17 protein-coding genes are annotated in these 16959 nt (G+C 37.7%); 12 read left to right on the forward strand and 5 right to left on the reverse strand.

The features are described 5' to 3' along the window. From ftsY to ftsX, 3 genes are all read left to right on the forward strand, one after another. A partial coding sequence (gene ftsY, locus ACSLUO_RS15840; RefSeq protein ID WP_448249986.1) for a signal recognition particle-docking protein FtsY occupies positions 1–1044 on the forward strand: 1044 nt, incomplete at its 5' end. A gap of 72 nt (positions 1045–1116) precedes the next feature. After that, entirely contained in the window at positions 1117–1815 is a 699-nt protein-coding gene (gene ftsE, locus ACSLUO_RS15845) for a cell division ATP-binding protein FtsE (protein ID WP_448249988.1), read from the forward strand. Then, positions 1808–2797, forward strand: a complete 990-nt coding sequence (gene ftsX / locus ACSLUO_RS15850) for a permease-like cell division protein FtsX (protein ID WP_448249990.1) — start codon at positions 1808–1810, stop codon at positions 2795–2797. The genes ftsE and ftsX overlap by 8 nt, the downstream gene beginning before the upstream one ends. Here ftsX and ACSLUO_RS15855 read toward each other — a convergent pair. Continuing rightward, entirely contained in the window at positions 2794–4008 is a 1215-nt protein-coding gene (locus ACSLUO_RS15855) for an EAL and HDOD domain-containing protein (RefSeq protein WP_448249992.1), read from the reverse strand. The two genes, ftsX and ACSLUO_RS15855, sit on opposite strands and share 4 nt — an antisense overlap. Positions 4009–4221: 213 nt before the next feature. Here ACSLUO_RS15855 and rpoH point away from each other — a divergent pair, with 213 nt between their 5' ends. Together rpoH and ACSLUO_RS15865 are read left to right on the forward strand one after the other, a co-directional pair. Continuing rightward, on the forward strand, positions 4222–5082 hold the full coding sequence (gene rpoH, locus ACSLUO_RS15860; RefSeq protein ID WP_448249994.1) for an RNA polymerase sigma factor RpoH: 861 nt from the start codon (positions 4222–4224) through the stop codon (positions 5080–5082). Positions 5083–5235: 153 nt separating this feature from the next. Beyond that, a complete protein-coding gene (locus ACSLUO_RS15865) occupies positions 5236–7848 on the forward strand; it encodes a DUF484 family protein (RefSeq protein WP_448249996.1) in 2613 nt (870 codons plus the stop codon). A 7-nt stretch (positions 7849–7855) separates the two neighbouring features. On the opposite strand, the gene ACSLUO_RS15870 is transcribed toward ACSLUO_RS15865, so the two are convergent. Further along, the gene (locus ACSLUO_RS15870) at positions 7856–8773 is read right to left on the reverse strand and encodes a hypothetical protein (protein ID WP_448249998.1); all 918 of its coding nucleotides are present in this window, start codon (positions 8771–8773) and stop codon (positions 7856–7858) included. 165 nt (positions 8774–8938) lie between these two features. On the opposite strand from ACSLUO_RS15870, the gene tatA reads away from it, so the two are divergent. The 6 genes from tatA to hemB are packed head-to-tail and all read left to right on the forward strand — an operon-like array spanning position 8939 to position 13195. Then, a complete protein-coding gene (gene tatA / locus ACSLUO_RS15875) occupies positions 8939–9169 on the forward strand; it encodes a Sec-independent protein translocase subunit TatA (RefSeq protein ID WP_448249999.1) in 231 nt (76 codons plus the stop codon). A gap of 3 nt (positions 9170–9172) precedes the next feature. Further along, positions 9173–9544, forward strand: coding sequence for a Sec-independent protein translocase protein TatB (gene tatB / locus ACSLUO_RS15880; protein ID WP_448250001.1), 372 nt, complete (start codon positions 9173–9175; stop codon positions 9542–9544). A 1-nt stretch (position 9545) separates the two neighbouring features. Then, positions 9546–10298: a twin-arginine translocase subunit TatC gene (gene tatC, locus ACSLUO_RS15885; protein WP_448250003.1), complete on the forward strand. Its 753-nt coding sequence runs from the start codon at positions 9546–9548 to the stop codon at positions 10296–10298. A gap of 39 nt (positions 10299–10337) precedes the next feature. Next, on the forward strand, positions 10338–11126 hold the full coding sequence (locus ACSLUO_RS15890; RefSeq protein ID WP_448250005.1) for a TatD family hydrolase: 789 nt from the start codon (positions 10338–10340) through the stop codon (positions 11124–11126). Beyond that, positions 11119–12180 carry a GGDEF domain-containing protein gene (locus ACSLUO_RS15895; RefSeq protein WP_448250007.1) on the forward strand — a complete coding sequence of 354 codons (1062 nt, stop codon included), beginning with the start codon at positions 11119–11121 and terminating at the stop codon, positions 12178–12180. Before ACSLUO_RS15890 ends, ACSLUO_RS15895 begins: the two co-directional genes overlap by 8 nt. A gap of 4 nt (positions 12181–12184) precedes the next feature. Then, complete coding sequence (gene hemB, locus ACSLUO_RS15900) at positions 12185–13195, forward strand: porphobilinogen synthase (RefSeq protein ID WP_448250009.1); 1011 nt, start codon at positions 12185–12187, stop codon at positions 13193–13195. Positions 13196–13310: 115 nt separating this feature from the next. Here the strand turns inward: hemB and ACSLUO_RS15905 are convergent, their stop codons facing one another. From ACSLUO_RS15905 to ccoG, 3 genes are read right to left on the reverse strand one after another with little or no spacing between them, the layout of a single operon-like run. Further along, complete coding sequence (locus ACSLUO_RS15905) at positions 13311–13958, reverse strand: thiol:disulfide interchange protein DsbA/DsbL (protein ID WP_448250011.1); 648 nt, start codon at positions 13956–13958, stop codon at positions 13311–13313. Positions 13959–13984: 26 nt separating this feature from the next. Beyond that, a complete protein-coding gene (locus ACSLUO_RS15910) occupies positions 13985–14977 on the reverse strand; it encodes a serine/threonine protein kinase (protein ID WP_448250013.1) in 993 nt (330 codons plus the stop codon). Continuing rightward, positions 14977–16389: a cytochrome c oxidase accessory protein CcoG gene (gene ccoG / locus ACSLUO_RS15915; protein ID WP_448250081.1), complete on the reverse strand. Its 1413-nt coding sequence runs from the start codon at positions 16387–16389 to the stop codon at positions 14977–14979. The genes ACSLUO_RS15910 and ccoG overlap by 1 nt, the downstream gene beginning before the upstream one ends. Before the next feature lie 163 nt (positions 16390–16552). Here ccoG and ACSLUO_RS15920 point away from each other — a divergent pair, with 163 nt between their 5' ends. Continuing rightward, a complete protein-coding gene (locus tag ACSLUO_RS15920) occupies positions 16553–16909 on the forward strand; it encodes a hypothetical protein (protein ID WP_448250014.1) in 357 nt (118 codons plus the stop codon). The last annotated feature ends 50 nt before the right edge of the window (positions 16910–16959 follow it).

Raw genomic sequence — 16959 nt, forward strand, 5'->3', positions numbered from 1 at the left:
CCAGAGCCAGAGCCAGAGCCAGAGCCAGAGCCAGAGCCAGAGCCAGAGCCAGAGCCAGAGCCAGAGCCAGAGCCAGAGCCAGAGCCAGAGCCAGAGCCAGAGCCAGAGCCAGAGCCAGAGCCCAAAAAAGGCTTTTTTGCTCGTTTAAAAGCGGGTTTAAGTAAAACCCGACAAAACTTAGGCGGTGGTTTATTTGATATTTTTCGTGGCAAAAAAATTGATGATGACTTATTTGAAGAATTAGAAACCCATTTATTATTAGCAGATGTTGGGGTTGAAACCACGTCGAAAATTATTGACTCATTAACGGAATCGGCTAGTAAAAATCAATTAAAAGATGCAGAAGCTCTTTATGAATTATTAAAAGATGAGCTGAAAAAGATTGTTGCCCCAGTTGATCAGCCGCTCGTGATCCCTGAATCAAAAGATCCTTATGTGATTTTAATGGTTGGTGTTAATGGTGTGGGCAAAACGACTACTATTGGCAAATTAACTAAACAGTTTCAAGCGCAAGGCAAATCAGTGATGTTAGCGGCTGGTGATACTTTCAGAGCGGCCGCGGTAGAGCAATTACAAGTATGGGGCGAGCGTAACGATATTCCGGTTATTGCTCAACATACGGGTGCTGACAGTGCGTCAGTAATTTTTGATGCTATTAGTGCAGCAAAAGCTCGTGGTATTGATGTGTTAATTGCCGATACAGCGGGGCGTTTACAAAATAAAGGTCACTTAATGGAGGAGTTGAAAAAAGTGGTGCGAGTGATGAAAAAACTCGACATTAACACCCCTCATGAAGTGATGTTAACCTTAGATGCGGGTACCGGCCAAAACGCATTAAGCCAAGTAAAATTATTTAATGAAGCGGTTAATATTACCGGTATTACTTTATCAAAACTTGATGGTACCGCGAAAGGTGGTGTTATTTTTGCGATTGCCGACAAGCATAATATTCCTATTCGCTTTTTAGGGGTTGGTGAGGGAATTGATGATCTAAGACCATTTATTGCCAATGATTTTATTGATGCTTTATTTGAACAAGATTAAGGTTGTAGATATTCAGTTGTCGTTTTATGATAATGCCCATAATAACGGCAACTTTGGTGTAATTCACTTGGTATGATCCACTTTAAAAATGTAAGTAAAACTTATCCTGGTGGATTTTTAGCACTGAAAAACGTTAGTTTTGAACTTGCTGCAGGTGAAATGGCGTTTCTAACCGGCCACTCAGGTGCCGGTAAAAGTACCTTACTTAAGCTGATCAGCTTAATGGAAAAACCGACCAGCGGTAGTATTCAAATTAATAATACCGAATTAGCGCGGATTGCCTACAAGCAAATTCCTTATGTGCGTCGTAGCATCGGGATGATTTTTCAACACCATAACTTACTGATGGATAGAACCGTTTTTGATAATGTGGCACTACCGCTGATTATTGAAGGTTATAGCCATAAAGAAATTCGTAAACGAGTTGATGCCGCGCTTGAAAAAGTCCATTTGTCGAATAAAACTAAATGTTTCCCGAATATGTTGTCTGGTGGCGAACAGCAAAGGGTAGGCATTGCACGGGCAATTGTGAATAAACCGCCAGTGATTTTAGCGGATGAACCCACCGGTAATTTAGATCCAAAATTATCTTTAGATATTATTAAGTTATTTGAAGAATTTAACTCTGTTGGAGTTTGTGTGTTAATTGCCACTCATGACTTAGGCTTAATTGCGCGAATGAAGTATCGCACCCTAACGTTAAAAAATGGCACTATGATCACTGATGGCATTGTTGATGGTTTACAGCAGCGAGAATTAGTTGATGACTAAAACAATGAAAAAAAACGACGGTTATCAAAGCAGCCGACCACAAGTTAATTTTTTTACGAAACTTGTCTCTTTACCTATTCGCCATTTACAGCAAGCTGTGGGTAGTTTAGGAGAGTTGTGGCGTACACCCTTTACTACCGCGATGACAGTATTGGTGTTGGGCATCAGTTTATCATTACCCGCCACTCTGCAATTATTTGTTAAAAACGCGAATCAAATCACTGCACAATGGAATTCAGCCTCTGAAATTAGCCTGTTTTTAAAGTTATCAATTAGTGAAAAAAGCGCACAAAATTTTGTTAGCCGAATAGAGTTATATCCCGAAGTCGCTAGCGTTACTTATATTTCAGCTGAGCAAGCACTAACTGACTTTAAAGCATTATCTGGTTTTGGTGATGCCCTTGGTTATTTAGCAAAAAACCCATTACCCGCTACTGTGTTAGTTACCCCAACTCAGCGTTCAAGCCAAGCACAAGCCGCACAAGAGTTATTGAATAAGTTAACGCAAGAGCGCGAAGTGGAACAAGGTAAACTCGATTTAGAGTGGTTAACCCGCTTAGAAGCGATTGCCACTTTAATAGAAGATATTGTTTTTGCCATTGGCTTTTTATTATGTAGCTCAGTTGTCTTAATTATTGGCAATACTATTCGTTTAGCTATTCTCAATCAAAAAGATGCGATAGCGGTAATGAAATTAGTTGGCGCAACCGACAGCTTTATTCAAAGACCCTTTTTATATGCGGGTGCTTGGTATGGTATTTTAGGTGGTGTTTTTGCTTGTTTTGCAATAGCGATATTAGCGCAGTATTTATCAGGTGCAATTTCAGCGTTAACTGAGGTTTATCAACAAAAAATCGAATTAACCATGTTGTCATTTTCTGAATTGTTATTGATTATTGGATTTGCGGTCGTTTTAGGTTTACTTGGTAGTTTTATGTCGGTCCGTCGACATATTCGTGATATCGAACCTACAGCTGATTAAGCTTGTTTTAATATATCATCAGCCCATTCAATGGCTTGCATATGGGCATTATAAGTATCTTTGTTTGCCAAGCCTAGCTTGATGGTTAATAAGCTCGATTTTTTCCAATCGCCCTGTTCGGTTAATTTTGCTAACGTTAAATAATGCCTGAGGTAATTGTTTTTATTCATTAATGCTTCTTTAATATCATTATGAATTGGAATGATATCGAATACGGTATTAATCTGTTGATCTAAAATCCCATCAATTAAAGATAATATACCGGTTAAAAATGCTTTTGGTGGATTATTATCATCATGTAATTTTTCAGAAATAATTTCACAAAACTTTGCTCGTACCAAAGAGAAGCGCATCAATTCCATACATTTTCCACTACTTAAATCAGATAGCGCTAACAAGGAGATGAATTTTTTTAGTTCTAATTCACCAATATAAGCTAAGGCATGTTTAAGAGAAGTGATTTCTTGATTTCGACCATATACAGGGCTATTGATAAAACGCAGTAGTTTATAGGTAAGTCCAGGGTCTTTACTAAATGTATCGCTGATCTTGCTAAAGTCCATCTCTTTTGCACTTGCGTGTTGTATGAGTTCTAAAATATTTTGTTTAGCGGTGTTGGCTTTTTTTTGTTTGATCATTTCGGGTTTCGCAAAAAAGTAACCCTGAAATAACGTAAAACCGAGTAATTTGTATTTCTCAAATTGCTCTTTAGTTTCAACTTTTTCAGCTAATAAAGTAATGTTGTAATCTTGCAATCGTCTAATGTAGCGGCTGATATCAATAATACTGGCATCTAAAACATCAACTTTAATAATGTCGATCAGAGGAAAAAAAATGTCCCATTTAGGGTCAAAGTCATGATCATCTAACGCAAATTTAAAGCCTTTTGCTTTTAGTTCTTTACAGGCATCAATTAATTCATCGGTGATTGGTACATCTTCTAATATTTCAATGACTACATTTTTAGGATCTAAAAAACTTGGGAAGTTTTTGATCAAAGTATCTGCATGAAAATTAATAAATGCTGTATGGCCACTAGTAACTTTTTCAATACCTAAGGTTAAATGATTGTTAGTTAAAATATTTGAGGTAGCTTGATCTGGGCAAATATTCGGAAATTGATTACTTTCACCATCTCTAAAGAGTAGCTCGTACGCAATAAGATTCTGATTTAAATCAATAATTGGTTGTCGGGCAACATATGAATACACAAGCACTCCTAAAGGACTTCTAAAATTTACAACGAGGGGATGTCTTGTTAAAATTTTTATTGTTTATTATTTTTTTAAGAATATAACAGGCCTTTGTGAAAATACATTGATTTTTTATTGACTGATCGCCAAGGTACTGGTAGAAAAGATGGTCGCAAATTTATAACGAGCGTGCTAGTATCGCGAGCTAGCGTATGAAAAACGAGGTTTACTATGAGTAATTCAGCACCAACAATGGCTTTAACTATCCCACAAAGTGGTAGTATTGAAGCCTATACGTCTTCGGCGTATAGCATCCCTATGCTGACAGCAGAGCGTGAGCTCGAATTAGCTACTCAATTGTATCATGAGAATAACCTACAGGCGGCACAAGAGCTTATCATGTCGCATTTGCGTTTTGTTATCCATATTGCAAAAGGTTATGCCGGATACGGCTTACCACAAGCGGATCTAATTCAAGAAGGTAATGTCGGGTTAATGAAAGCGGTTAAGCGTTTTAACCCTGAAGTGGGTGTTCGCTTAGTGTCATTTGCTGTTCATTGGATCAAAGCAGAAATACATGAGTTTGTACTTAAAAACTGGCGTGTAGTGAAAATAGCTACTACCAAAGCACAACGTAAATTATTTTTTAACTTACGTAAAAATAAAAAGCGTTTAGGCTGGTTTAGCCAAGAAGAAGTACAAAATGTGGCTGACACCTTAGGAGTGACAACCAAAGACGTGATGGAAATGGAATCACGGATGAGTAGTCAAGATCAAGCTTTTGAGCTTTCTTCTGACGATGATGATTCAGCATCTACGGGTAGTTTTTCGCCAGCACAATACTTAGAAGATAAACAATCTGATTTAGCTACTTCGGTTGAAAACGAAAACTGGGATGCACATGCTAACAAGCGTTTATCAAACGCTTTAGTGACACTTGATGATCGTAGCCAACATATTATTCGTACTCGTTGGTTAGACGATAACAAAGCAACGTTACAAGAGTTGGCCGATCAATATGATATTTCTGCTGAGCGGGTTCGTCAGTTAGAAAAAAATGCTTTAGCTAAGTTAAAAAATTCAATGATTTAATAACTAAAGCGATACTATTTGAATCAAAAAACCGACAAAAGTCGGTTTTTTATTATACAAAAATCATATTTGCACTAGTTATTTGTGAAAATTTTGTTAGTATGGACGGCATAAAAATTATACTAATAACAACAAAATTAATCATTTACGCTAATGGAAGTACCGGCGAACACCGATAAAGCGGCACGACAATTACCCAAATTAAAGTCGTTGCTCAATAAATACCGACAAGTCAGGACGATGCAATCAGGGTTGCTTCGCCTGTCTGAGCTTGCCGGTACCATTACGGATATCAACTCTTTCTATCAAGCACTCGACAGTGTTGTGAGTGCGCTGTTAATTACTGATAATTTCCATATTGTTTTAGCGAATGACGAGCGTCGATTAGCGCTTGCTTATGCCAACACCAAACAAGAAGCACAATTAATTCAGCAGTTAGATGCTGCGCATTGGCAGCAGAGTTTAACGGCGTTGGTTTTTAATGAAAAACGCTCTATACATTGTAGTTCAGCTGAGCGTATGGCATTAATGAAAGCCGAAAAAATTGTCATACATGGCACTTCATGTGTTGATTGGCTTGGTGTGCCACTTAAACGCGGACAACAAGTTATTGGTGTAATAGCCTTACAAAGCTATGATGCCAAACATTATTTTGATGACCGAGACTGCCAACTGCTTGAATTTATTGCTGAGCATTTAGTGACGGCGATTGATCGAGTCCATAGTCGTGAATTATTAGAACAAAGCATTCAAGAGCGTACTTTAAAGCTCACGAAAATTAATCATGAATTACAAAAAGAAATTGCTGAGCGTCAAAAAGCACAACGTATTCATGAAGTGTTATTAGCGGTATCTGAAATTACGGCAAGCTCACAAGATTTACCGAGCTTTTATCAAGCGTTGCATCAATCTATTAAGCGTTTGTTACCCGCTGATAACTTTTATATTGCTTTGGTATCACCAGATAAAAAATCCCTAGAGTGCCCCTATTTTGTTGATCAGCGTATTACCGAAATGGTGACAAGGCCTTTTGGTAAAGGTTTGTCCGAAAGAACCATTAAAGCAGGTTTACCGATTTTAATTTGTGACGATGCTCAGTATGTTTTAACGACTCGTGGCCGGGTATTAAAAGAAAAATTGTATGACATACAAACCACGCAACCTATGCCAAAAGCTTGGTTATCTTCACCTTTGATTGATCAAAATGAAGTGTTTGGCATGTTTGCGGTACAAGATTATCAAAATGAGCATGCCTACCAGCAAAGTGACTTAGAGTTAATTCGTTTTGTCGCGCAACATATCGCTATTGCTATTGTTCGCAAGCGTATTCAATTGCAAGAGCAGCAAAATAAAGATGCTTTAGAGCATACGGTTAAAGATCGGACAAAAGCGCTAGAAATTGCCAATTTGAAGTTACGAATGCAAATTGAAGAGCGTAAAAAAGCAGAAGAAAAATTATTTCATGACGCTCATCACGATGCATTAACGAAATTACCCAACCGTTCGATGTTTTCTGATCGTTTAACATATTCACTTAGTCATTATAAGCGCCATCCCAATCAACGATTTGCAGTGTTATTTATTGATTTAGACCGTTTCAAAATGATCAATGATACTTTAGGCCATTTAGCCGGTGATAAGTTTTTGATTGAAATTTCAAAACGGTTAACCGAATGTGTGCGAGAAAATGATTTATTAGCACGTTTAGGTGGTGATGAATTTGTTATTTTATTAGATTCGTTTCAATCACAAGATGATGTTGAAGAAATAGCGACACGGATCATTAGCAAAGTTAGTCAATCTTTTACTATTGACGAGAATGAATTGTATTCCAATGCCAGTATTGGTATTGCCATGTTTAACCAGCAATATCGCGACGCTAGTGAAATTTTGCGTGATGCTGATGCTGCTATGTATCAAGCGAAAAGTTTAGGTCGTGGGCGCTACGTCTTTTTTGATGACAGTATGCGTGAACAACTTATTGCAAGCCTAACGCTTGAACAAGAGCTACGTATCGCCATTAAAGAGCAGCAATTTGAATTACATTATCAAGAGATATCAAGTTTAGATAGTGCTGATGTTATTGGTTTTGAAGCCTTTTTACGTTGGGAGCATCCAACCAAAGGTTTATTAACCCCTAGTCATTTTCTTTATATGGCAGAAGAAACCGGCGTTATTTTAGATATTGAGAATTGGGTAATTGAACAAGTTAGTTTGCAATTAAAGCGTTGGTCTGAAAATGATAAACATCATAATGCTTTTATTGGAATTAATTTATCAGGTCGTCATTTAACGCAAGCAAATCAATTACAAAAATTAATGGCGATGATCGCTAAGCATACTATTGAACCACAACGGTTAATTTTAGAGTTTAATGAAAATGCTTTTGCTAAGCATGCCGATTTAGCGTTAAAAGGGCTGCGTAAACTGAAAGAATTTGGTGTTAAATTGGCCTTAGATGATTATGGCTCAGGTTTATCATCATTTAACTTTTTACATAGCTATCCGTTTGAATTTATTAAACTCGACCGCAGCTTTATTCGTTCATTAGCAACGAGCGACAGCAATTTAGCCTTAGTAAAAGCGTTGCATACTTTAGGTGAGCAATTTGGTTACCGGTTAGTGGCTGAAGGCATTGAAAGCCAAGAAATGTTAAATAAATTGAAAGCTGTAGGTTGCGAATTTGGTCAAGGTTATCATTTGAACAAACCTAGCAAAATGCTGAACCCCGCTATTGCTGATTTTATAGAAGCTGAGCGTGCCTAAACCGCGTTTAATCGTGTTTAGTAAAAAAACCTTCCACTCGTAATGCTAAGCCTGGCGTTGTTTTGTAATTTTCCTCTTCGGCAAATTCAAAAAAAGGCTCTATTTCAAAAAATAGCCACTCTTTTAAGGCGTTAAAGCGGTAACGGTAACTTAGGGTATATTTATCAACAACAAAGCCGCGCTCGCCGTTTCTTTCACCCTCAGCCTGCAAGCCCCAAATACTCGCTTTATCGTTTGACAGTTGTTTTAAATGGTAAAACCCATGCTTCCAACGGATGCCATGAAAAGATTCTGAACCTCGGATACTATAATTGATACGATATTGTTCAGAATCATTGATTTGATAGTTATATTCCAATAATAAACGTGAACCAAAACCGTCATCCAAATAATAATACAGGGCCGGTTCAAACTTAAAGCTATGATTTTCAAGCCAGTTATAAGTACGCTTATGACGAGCGCGGATAAAAATATCGCCACCAGAAATACCTAAACGAGTATCTGTGACATAATTTTCTTTATCTTTAAAAATATAGCGAATCGCCGCGGCAAAATTAGCATCATCAAGCTCTTGATTAACCTTGATAGACTCTAGCGGCAAGTTATCAAATTGATCTTCGTCACTGTCTGAAAAAATCACATCCACTTTATCTTTAAAGTGGGGCAGCCGTACTTTTAATTTAAAACGAGCCCCCACTTCACTCCAATCTCGTGCTTTAGGTTCCCAACCAACTTTAATACGGGCACTGGTTTTAGGTGAAATTTGTTCGTCACCTTCTTCCATAAAAAAACTATCAAACCAAATGGCAGAGCGATGGACGCTATTAGAAACCCGCAGGTGAAATTTATGGCTCCAGTCTTCTTCTGTTTCAGGTGTTTTTAATTCTGTCGCTTGATTATTATCAAGGTTAGGTGGATTAGGCATTGCTTTTTTCGGCTCTTCCTGAGCTAATAGACAAGTCGCAAAAAGACTTGTGCAAATAATAGTAAGAATTCCTTTTTTTAACAGCATAAGTACCTAAAGGTATTTAGTGATTTTTCTTATTAAAACTTTATAATTACAACAATTCAATCTTTAGAGGTATTTTTTATGGGTGGTATCAGTATTTGGCAATTATTAATTGTTGCTGTGATCGTGGTTTTATTATTTGGTACTAAAAAGTTACGCGGTTTAGGCGGTGATTTAGGTTCGGCTATTAAAGGCTTTAAAAAAGCAGTGTCTGAAGATGAAAAACCGGTTGAGTCGATCACTGAAAAAAAAGCAGCTGAGTCAGTTGTGGACAGTGAAAAAACAACAGAAAAAAAGAAAGATCAGGCGTAATTCATGTTTGATATCGGCTTTTGGGAATTAGTCATTATTGGCATTATTGGCTTAGTTGTTTTAGGGCCAGAACGACTGCCAACGGCTATTCGTTCGGTGCGTGCTTGGGTGAATAAAGTAAAAACTTTTAGTAACAATGTACAAACCGAACTAAAAGAAGAGTTACGTGTTCATGAGTTACATGAAAACTTAAAAAAAGCTGAACAAATGAATATGGAAAACTTATCACCTGAACTTGCTGAGTCGGTTAAATCATTAAAAGAAGCGGCTAATATGGTGAACCGTCCATTTGATACAGATAAGTCGCTAGCAGAACCAGAAAATCAAATGAAAGCAAGTGATAATACAATAGCTAACCCAGGTGATAAATCTTAGAATGACTAATTCTTCTACCGCGCAATTTACTTTATTTGATCATTTATTAGAGTTACGTAATCGTTTATTACGTGCCATTTTAGCGGTGTTAATTGTATTTTGTTGTTTGGTGTATTTTGCCCAAGACATTTATCAATACGTTGCGCAGCCGCTATTAGCCACGATGCCAGAGAATGCTCAAATGATTGCAACGGATGTTGCGTCACCATTTTTTGCCCCTTTTAAATTGACCATTGTTATTTCGGTATTTATCGCTATTCCTGTTATTTTGTTTCAAATATGGGGCTTTATTGCGCCAGGTTTATACCAAAATGAAAAACGCTTAATAGCACCATTAATGTTAGGTAGCACTTTACTGTTTTATGCTGGTATTGCCTTTGCGTACTTTATTGTATTTCCGGTGATCTTTGCTTTTTTTAATTCGGTAGCACCTGAAGGAGTAACGATAGCAACGGATATTTCGAGCTATTTAGATTTTATTTTAAAACTATTTTTTGCTTTTGGTGTCGCATTTGAAATTCCTATTGCAATTATTTTGATGTGTTGGACCGGCGTTACAACGGTTGCTAGTTTAAAAGAAAAACGTCCTTATATTGTGGTAGCTGCGTTTGTGATTGGGATGTTGTTAACACCGCCAGATATTATTTCACAAACCTTACTTGCTTTACCTATGTTGTTATTGTTCGAAGTAGGTTTGTTTATTGCGTCATTTTATCAAAAAACTGACCATGACACTGAAGCGCAAGAAGAATAACCCTTTGTTATGTTATTAAGCCTTGAATAAGCCGATATTGTGTTAGTTGATATTGGCATAAACCTCACCAACAACCGTTTTGACAAAGATCGTGCGGATGTCATTGCTCGTGCTAAACAAGCTCAAGTACATCAATTAATCGTAACAGGCACTTGCCAAAAAACCAGTAAACAAGCATTAACTTTGTGTCAGCAATATCCGGAGATACTCACTTGTACCGCAGGTGTTCACCCTCATGATGCCGATAATGTTAGTGCCGATTATTTAGCAGAGTTAACCGCGCTTGCACAATCACCTTATGTTAAAGCGATTGGTGAATGTGGTTTAGACTTTAATCGAAACTTTTCAACACCGGAAAATCAGCAACGGGTTTTTTCAGAACAAATAGCATTGGCTGCTAAGTTATCCATGCCATTATTTTTACATCAGCGCGATGCTTTTGAACCTTGGCTTAATTTACTTATCCCCTACTTAGATAAAGTACCGGCTTTGGTTTCACATTGTTTTACTGGTGATAAAGCACAATTAATCAAATGTTTAGATCATGGCATGTATATTGGTATCACAGGTTGGTTATGCGATAAAAAACGCGGACAAGACTTACGTGATATCGTAAAGTATATTCCGCTTGAACGTTTAATGGTTGAAACGGATGGCCCTTATTTAACACCTCAAAATATTCGCCCTAAGCCCAAAAGTAGCCGTAATGAACCGGCTTATTTACCTTTTGTTGTTGAGATGTTAGCGCAATGCACCGGTTATTCAACCGCTGAAATTAGCCAGCATAGTACGCAGAATGCGCGTAAGGTGTTTACCTTAAATGACTAAATTTTTGCAGAACAAATTTTTAATCGTGTATGCCATTGTATTGTTGGTTGTACTGGTGCTGACCGGCCAGTTATTTTCATCAACAACCGGCTTTCTTTTCATCTACTTAACGGCTTTCTTTTTTAATTTCAAATTAGTGGTTAAGGTTAAATTATCAGGTATAACAACGGCTTGGTTAAAAACCTTATTCAGTTTAAATGTGGTATTTAATGCTATTGCTGCATTAGCGAGTATTGTTGTTTTATATAGCGACGTTATCTTGCTGCCTCACGCCTATTTATTGTCGGCTTCGATAATCTTGTTAAGTGCTTTGTCGTGGCAAGTAAATCAAGCTTTAGTGGCGTTAATCAACAAACAACAAAACGATAACCAAGTACTTGCTGATAAGTTAACAAAGCAACAATTAGCATTTGAAAACACCTTACAAGAAAGCCAAGATGAACTTGAAAACAAAGTACAAGAGCGGACATTAGAATTGCATATCGCTTTGCAAGAACTTGAAGATGTTAATCGTGAATTAGCTAAAAAAACTACCATTGATGATTTAACCGGGCTATTTAACCGTCGTTATTATGATCAAAAAATTCTAGCTGAATATCGCCGTAGTCGTCGTAATTTATCGGCGTTAAGCATCGTTGTTATCGATATTGACCATTTCAAAAAGGTTAACGATACTCATGGTCATCTTGCTGGTGATCAATGTTTAGTGGCGGTGGCACAATTGCTAAAACAATCATTACATCGCAGTAGTGATGTTGCTTGTCGCTATGGTGGTGAAGAGTTTTGTTTAATTCTACCGGAAACAGAGTCGGCAGGGGCAATGGCACTCGCTGATGAATTGCGTCATAAAATTAGCCAATTGTCAGTTGATTATCAAGGGACGCTGATCCCATTAACCATTAGTTGTGGCATCAGTTGTTATCAGCAACAAGAAGGTGCTTCGCCTGAGTCGCTATTTAGCGCAGCTGATCAGGCGCTCTATCACGCTAAACAACAAGGTAGAAACCAAGTACAACTGGCAGATCCTATCTTACTTAAAAGCATTGAGGAATAAATTCATGTCTCCATCATTTGGACAATATCCGGCTAAGCGTTTACGCCGTATGCGTAAAGATGATTTTTCACGTCGTTTAATGGCTGAAAACCAGTTAACCGTTAACGACTTAATTTATCCAGTTTTTGTCTTAGAAGGTGAAAATCAAAAAGAAAGTATTGCCTCTATGCCGGGTGTTGAGCGTAAAAGTATCGACTTATTATTAGAAGAAGCAGCAGAGCTTGTTGACTTAGGCATTCCGGCGATTGCAATTTTTCCGGTAACCCCGAGCGATAAAAAGTCGTTAATGGCAGAAGAAGCATACAACCCCGAAGGGTTAGCTCAGCGCACCGTGAGAGCGATTAAAGCAAAGTTCCCTGAGTTAGGTGTTATTACCGACGTAGCGCTTGATCCGTTCACCACACACGGCCAAGACGGCATCATTGATGATGATGGTTATGTGCTTAATGAAGTCACTAAAGATATTTTGGTTAAACAAGCCTTATCACATGCACAAGCGGGTGCTGATATTGTTGCGCCGTCAGATATGATGGATGGCCGTGTTGGCGCTATTCGTCAAATTTTAGAAGAAAACGACTTTGTAAATACCCGCATACTAGCCTATTCAGCAAAATATGCGTCGAACTATTATGGCCCATTTCGTGATGCTGTTGGTTCAGCCGGAAATATTAAAGGCGGCAATAAATTTTCTTATCAAATGGACCCTGCCAATAGTGACGAAGCATTACACGAAGTTGCGCAAGATATTGCGGAAGGTGCGGATATGGTAATGGTAAAACCCGGTATGCCTTATTTAGATATTGTGCGTTTGGTGAAAGATAATTTTAAAGTACCAACTTACGCTTACCAAGTCAGTGGTGAATATGCCATGCATATGGCTGCCATTCAAAATGGTTGGTTAGCCGAAAAACCGTGTGTTATGGAAGGTTTGTTAGCATTTAAACGCGCAGGCGCTGACGGCATATTAACTTATTTTGCTAAACAAGTAGCACGTTGGTTAAAAGAAGATAAATAACCTTATCCTGAGCTTATACGGAATGGTATTAGGTTAATTATCAATAACAAAAAAGGAGCCGAGGCTCCTTTTTTAATACGTTGATAAACAGTTGTTATATCTACATGGCAAACGTTTAAAAAGTATCTAAGGTTTGTAAATGTTTTACTAACTTAACGTAATCTGCGATGGCAGCTTCGTTACTGCTATTTTTTAAGGCTTGTATATTGATACGGTATTTACCGTTAACAATTGTTGCTGGTACGCCAGTAATAGCACGTTTATTGGCGTAAAAGTCTTGTGTTTTTTTCATTTGTTTGGCGATGCTATTGGTTGAGAAGCTATTAAACGCTTTATCAAAATTAGCCGGTTCAACACCATTTAAAACAAAAACATTTCGAATATCACGTTCTGAAGCAAAGCTAGCACGTTGCACATGAATATAATTAAATAATTTGCCAACCATTTGTTCTTCAACATTAAGTTGCTTAGCAACAACAACAGCTTTAGTCAGCATAAACTGAATTTCAGGTGAAGCTGCACGTAAAAAATCTACATGATTACGGACAAAGCTAATTTCTTTTGGTAATTGCTTTTTTACATCGGCAAAAAAGGGTTCAAATTTAAAACAATGTGGGCAATAAAAAGAGAAGAATTCTCGGATTTCTGGCTTACTGCTTAGTTCATCACTAACTTTGGTGTAATGCTCACCTTCTTTATACTCTGCACATGATGCAACAAAAGAGATCATGGCAAAAACAATAATACTGGCAATTTTTTTCATTCATATTTCCTTAAATGTTACCCAAATTAAAAGTGAGTGGGCAATAAACTTAATGGCGCTTGTTGTAGTGCTGACATTTGCTCTTTTAAAATTAAAATTTGCTGCTCCCAATATTTTTCAGTATTAAACCACGGAAAATTTCTTGGAAAAGCAGGATCTTGCCAGCGTTTACATAACCATGCCATATAATTAACAACACGCATAGTACGTAATGATTCTATCAGGACTAGTTGCTTATGTTCAAATGAATAAAACTCTTCGTAGCCTGATACCATAGTATCTAATTGTAACAATTGTTGTTGGTGATCACCTGATAACATCATCCATAAATCTTGAATTGCAGGGCCTTGGCGGCAATCGTCTAAATCAACAAAGTGTGGCCCAGCATCTGTCCATAAAATATTACCGGCATGGCAATCACCATGTAAGCGAATTTGTTCAACGTGTTGGTTGGCTTGAAATTGCTCGGCAGCAACGTCGACAACTTGGTCGAGAATAGTAAAAAATGGTACATCTAATGAGCTTGGCACAAATTGTGAGTTTTTAATGTGTTCGCGGGCATCAAATAACATTTCTTGGCTGTTCATGGTGAGCCGATGTTTAAAGCTATGCTTCGCGGCAATAGCGTGAATACGCCCAACAAAGCGCCCCATCCATTCAAGCTGGTCAAGGTTATCGACTTCAAAAATGCGGCCACCACGGCATGGAAACAGGGCGAAATAATAGCCCTGATATTCGAATAAACTACGGCCATCGATAACTAAAGGGGCAACAATGGGTAATTCTTCAGCTTCTAGTTCAAGGGCAAAATCATGCTCTTCTTGAATTTGTGCCAAGTGCCAACGCTCGGGGCGATAAAACTTAGTGACGTATTTTACTTTGTTTTCATCATGGAATTGATAAACACGGTTTTCATAACTATTCAGGGCTAATAAGCCACTTTCGACACGTATGCCGAGCGACTCAATACCATCTAGTATCAAGTCGGGAGATAAAGAAGAAAAATCAAAAACAGCCATTAACGTTTATTAAAAAAGCGAGTATTGTGCTCTATGGTAACATCATTTTGTGGTGAAACTTGTTCAATCACAAAAGTTATATCATTCATGTAACCCGATAAATCGTAAGGGTCTACCGCAATACTGATAGGTAAGGTATAAACGGCGGCGGCTTTAATGGTAATTTCTTGTTCACCAATCCATTTTGCATTGTTAATACCTTTCACCGATAAGCGATAAGTATTGTCGGTTTGTGATTTGTTGAGAATTTTAAAGGTATAAACGTTTTCTATTTCACCGTTAAAATTTTCCCGAGCAAGCTCAGTGCGATCACGAATAATATCAAAAGATAATGGCTCACGGTTGGCAATTTCCCACACTAATAAGCCAGTCATCACAACTAATACCACAGCATAACCGATAAGTTTAGAGCGTAAAAAGTGAACTTTTTTTCCTTTTAATTCATTCTCTGTTGCGTAACGAATTAGCCCTTTGGGGTAATTCATTTTATCCATGACTCCATCACAAGCATCAACACAGGCACCACAGTTAATACATTCATATTGTAAACCGTTGCGAATGTCGATACCGGTTGGGCATACTTGGACACATAAATTACAGTCGATGCAGTCACCTAAGTTAAGCGCTTTTGGATCTTGTTTACGGCCTCGTGGGCCACGATTTTCACCACGATTATAATCATAGGTTACGGTGACGGTATCTTTATCAAACATGGCAGATTGAAAACGGGCGTAAGGACACATATGTAAACACATGATTTCACGCATCCAACCGGCATTACCATAGGTACAAAAAGCAAAAAACCATACCGTTGCGGCGGCGGCAAATGACATATCAAAGGTAAAGAATGTACTAAACGCTTCCGTTACCGGCATAAAGTAACCAACAAAGGTTAAAGCGGTTAAAATTGAAAATAGTAACCAACAGAAATGTTTGACCGTTTTTCGCCAAAATTTATTAAAATCAAGCTTTTGGCTATCAAGTTTTTTACGTTGGTTAGCGGTACCTTCAAGCTTTTCTTCAAACCAAATAAAAATAAAGGTCCAAACGGTTTGTGGGCATAAATAACCACACCATACACGGCCTGCAAAGGTAGTTACAAAAAACAGTAAAAAAGCGGCAAGCATACATAACCAAGCTAACAGGGTAAGGTCTTGTGGCCACAAGGTTAAGCCCCATAAATTAAAACGTTGCTCAGTAATATCGAATAAAATGGCTTGTTTGTCGTTATATTGTAACCAAGGCAATAAGGCAAAAACGCCTAAAAAAAAGAAATTCATTTTACGACGCAAACGCTGAAAAAATCCGGTTACTTTACGAACGTAGATTTGATCACGAGGTGCGTATTTTTCATCACTTTTCGATTTAGGGTGATGAATTTTAACGTTTTTTACTGGAATATGCGTAGCCACAGGGCTTTGGGTTTTTGGAGAGTTGTCTTGCTTGTTATTAGTGCTCACATTAAATCCTTGATTCAAGACATGTTGACGTATATTGTTAGCCTGCTGTAAACGGCTTATGGTTAACAATAAAATCGTTTATTAGCAGATGCAGTTAACTATTATATGGTAAATCATGAAAAAAATATTGATCTTAATCGTTGGAATCGCATTATATTTGCACTTTTATCCGAACCCAGAAATAAATAAATGGTATGAGGAAAAAAAAGCGGAATTTTTAGATACCATGGCAAAGTCAACTAAGGTAACTTTTAAGTCTAATTTAGATGGTGTTTATGAGGAGCTGAAAGCGGAATTTATTGGTTTTTCACCGGAAGAATTACAAAACTTAAAAGTGATCACTAGTTCGCTTGAATCGATCACCGAGTTTTACCAACAAAGCTGTACCGGAACTAAACAAAGCAAGTTATTTCACCCTGATAATGCCGATAAAGTATGCGCTAAAATATCGACACTTATCAGCAAAATGTAAGGCCACGGTTGCTAACATGCCGAGCTCAGCTAACCTAGCTTACTTAATAT

Source organism: Thalassotalea agariperforans (assembly GCF_053470345.1).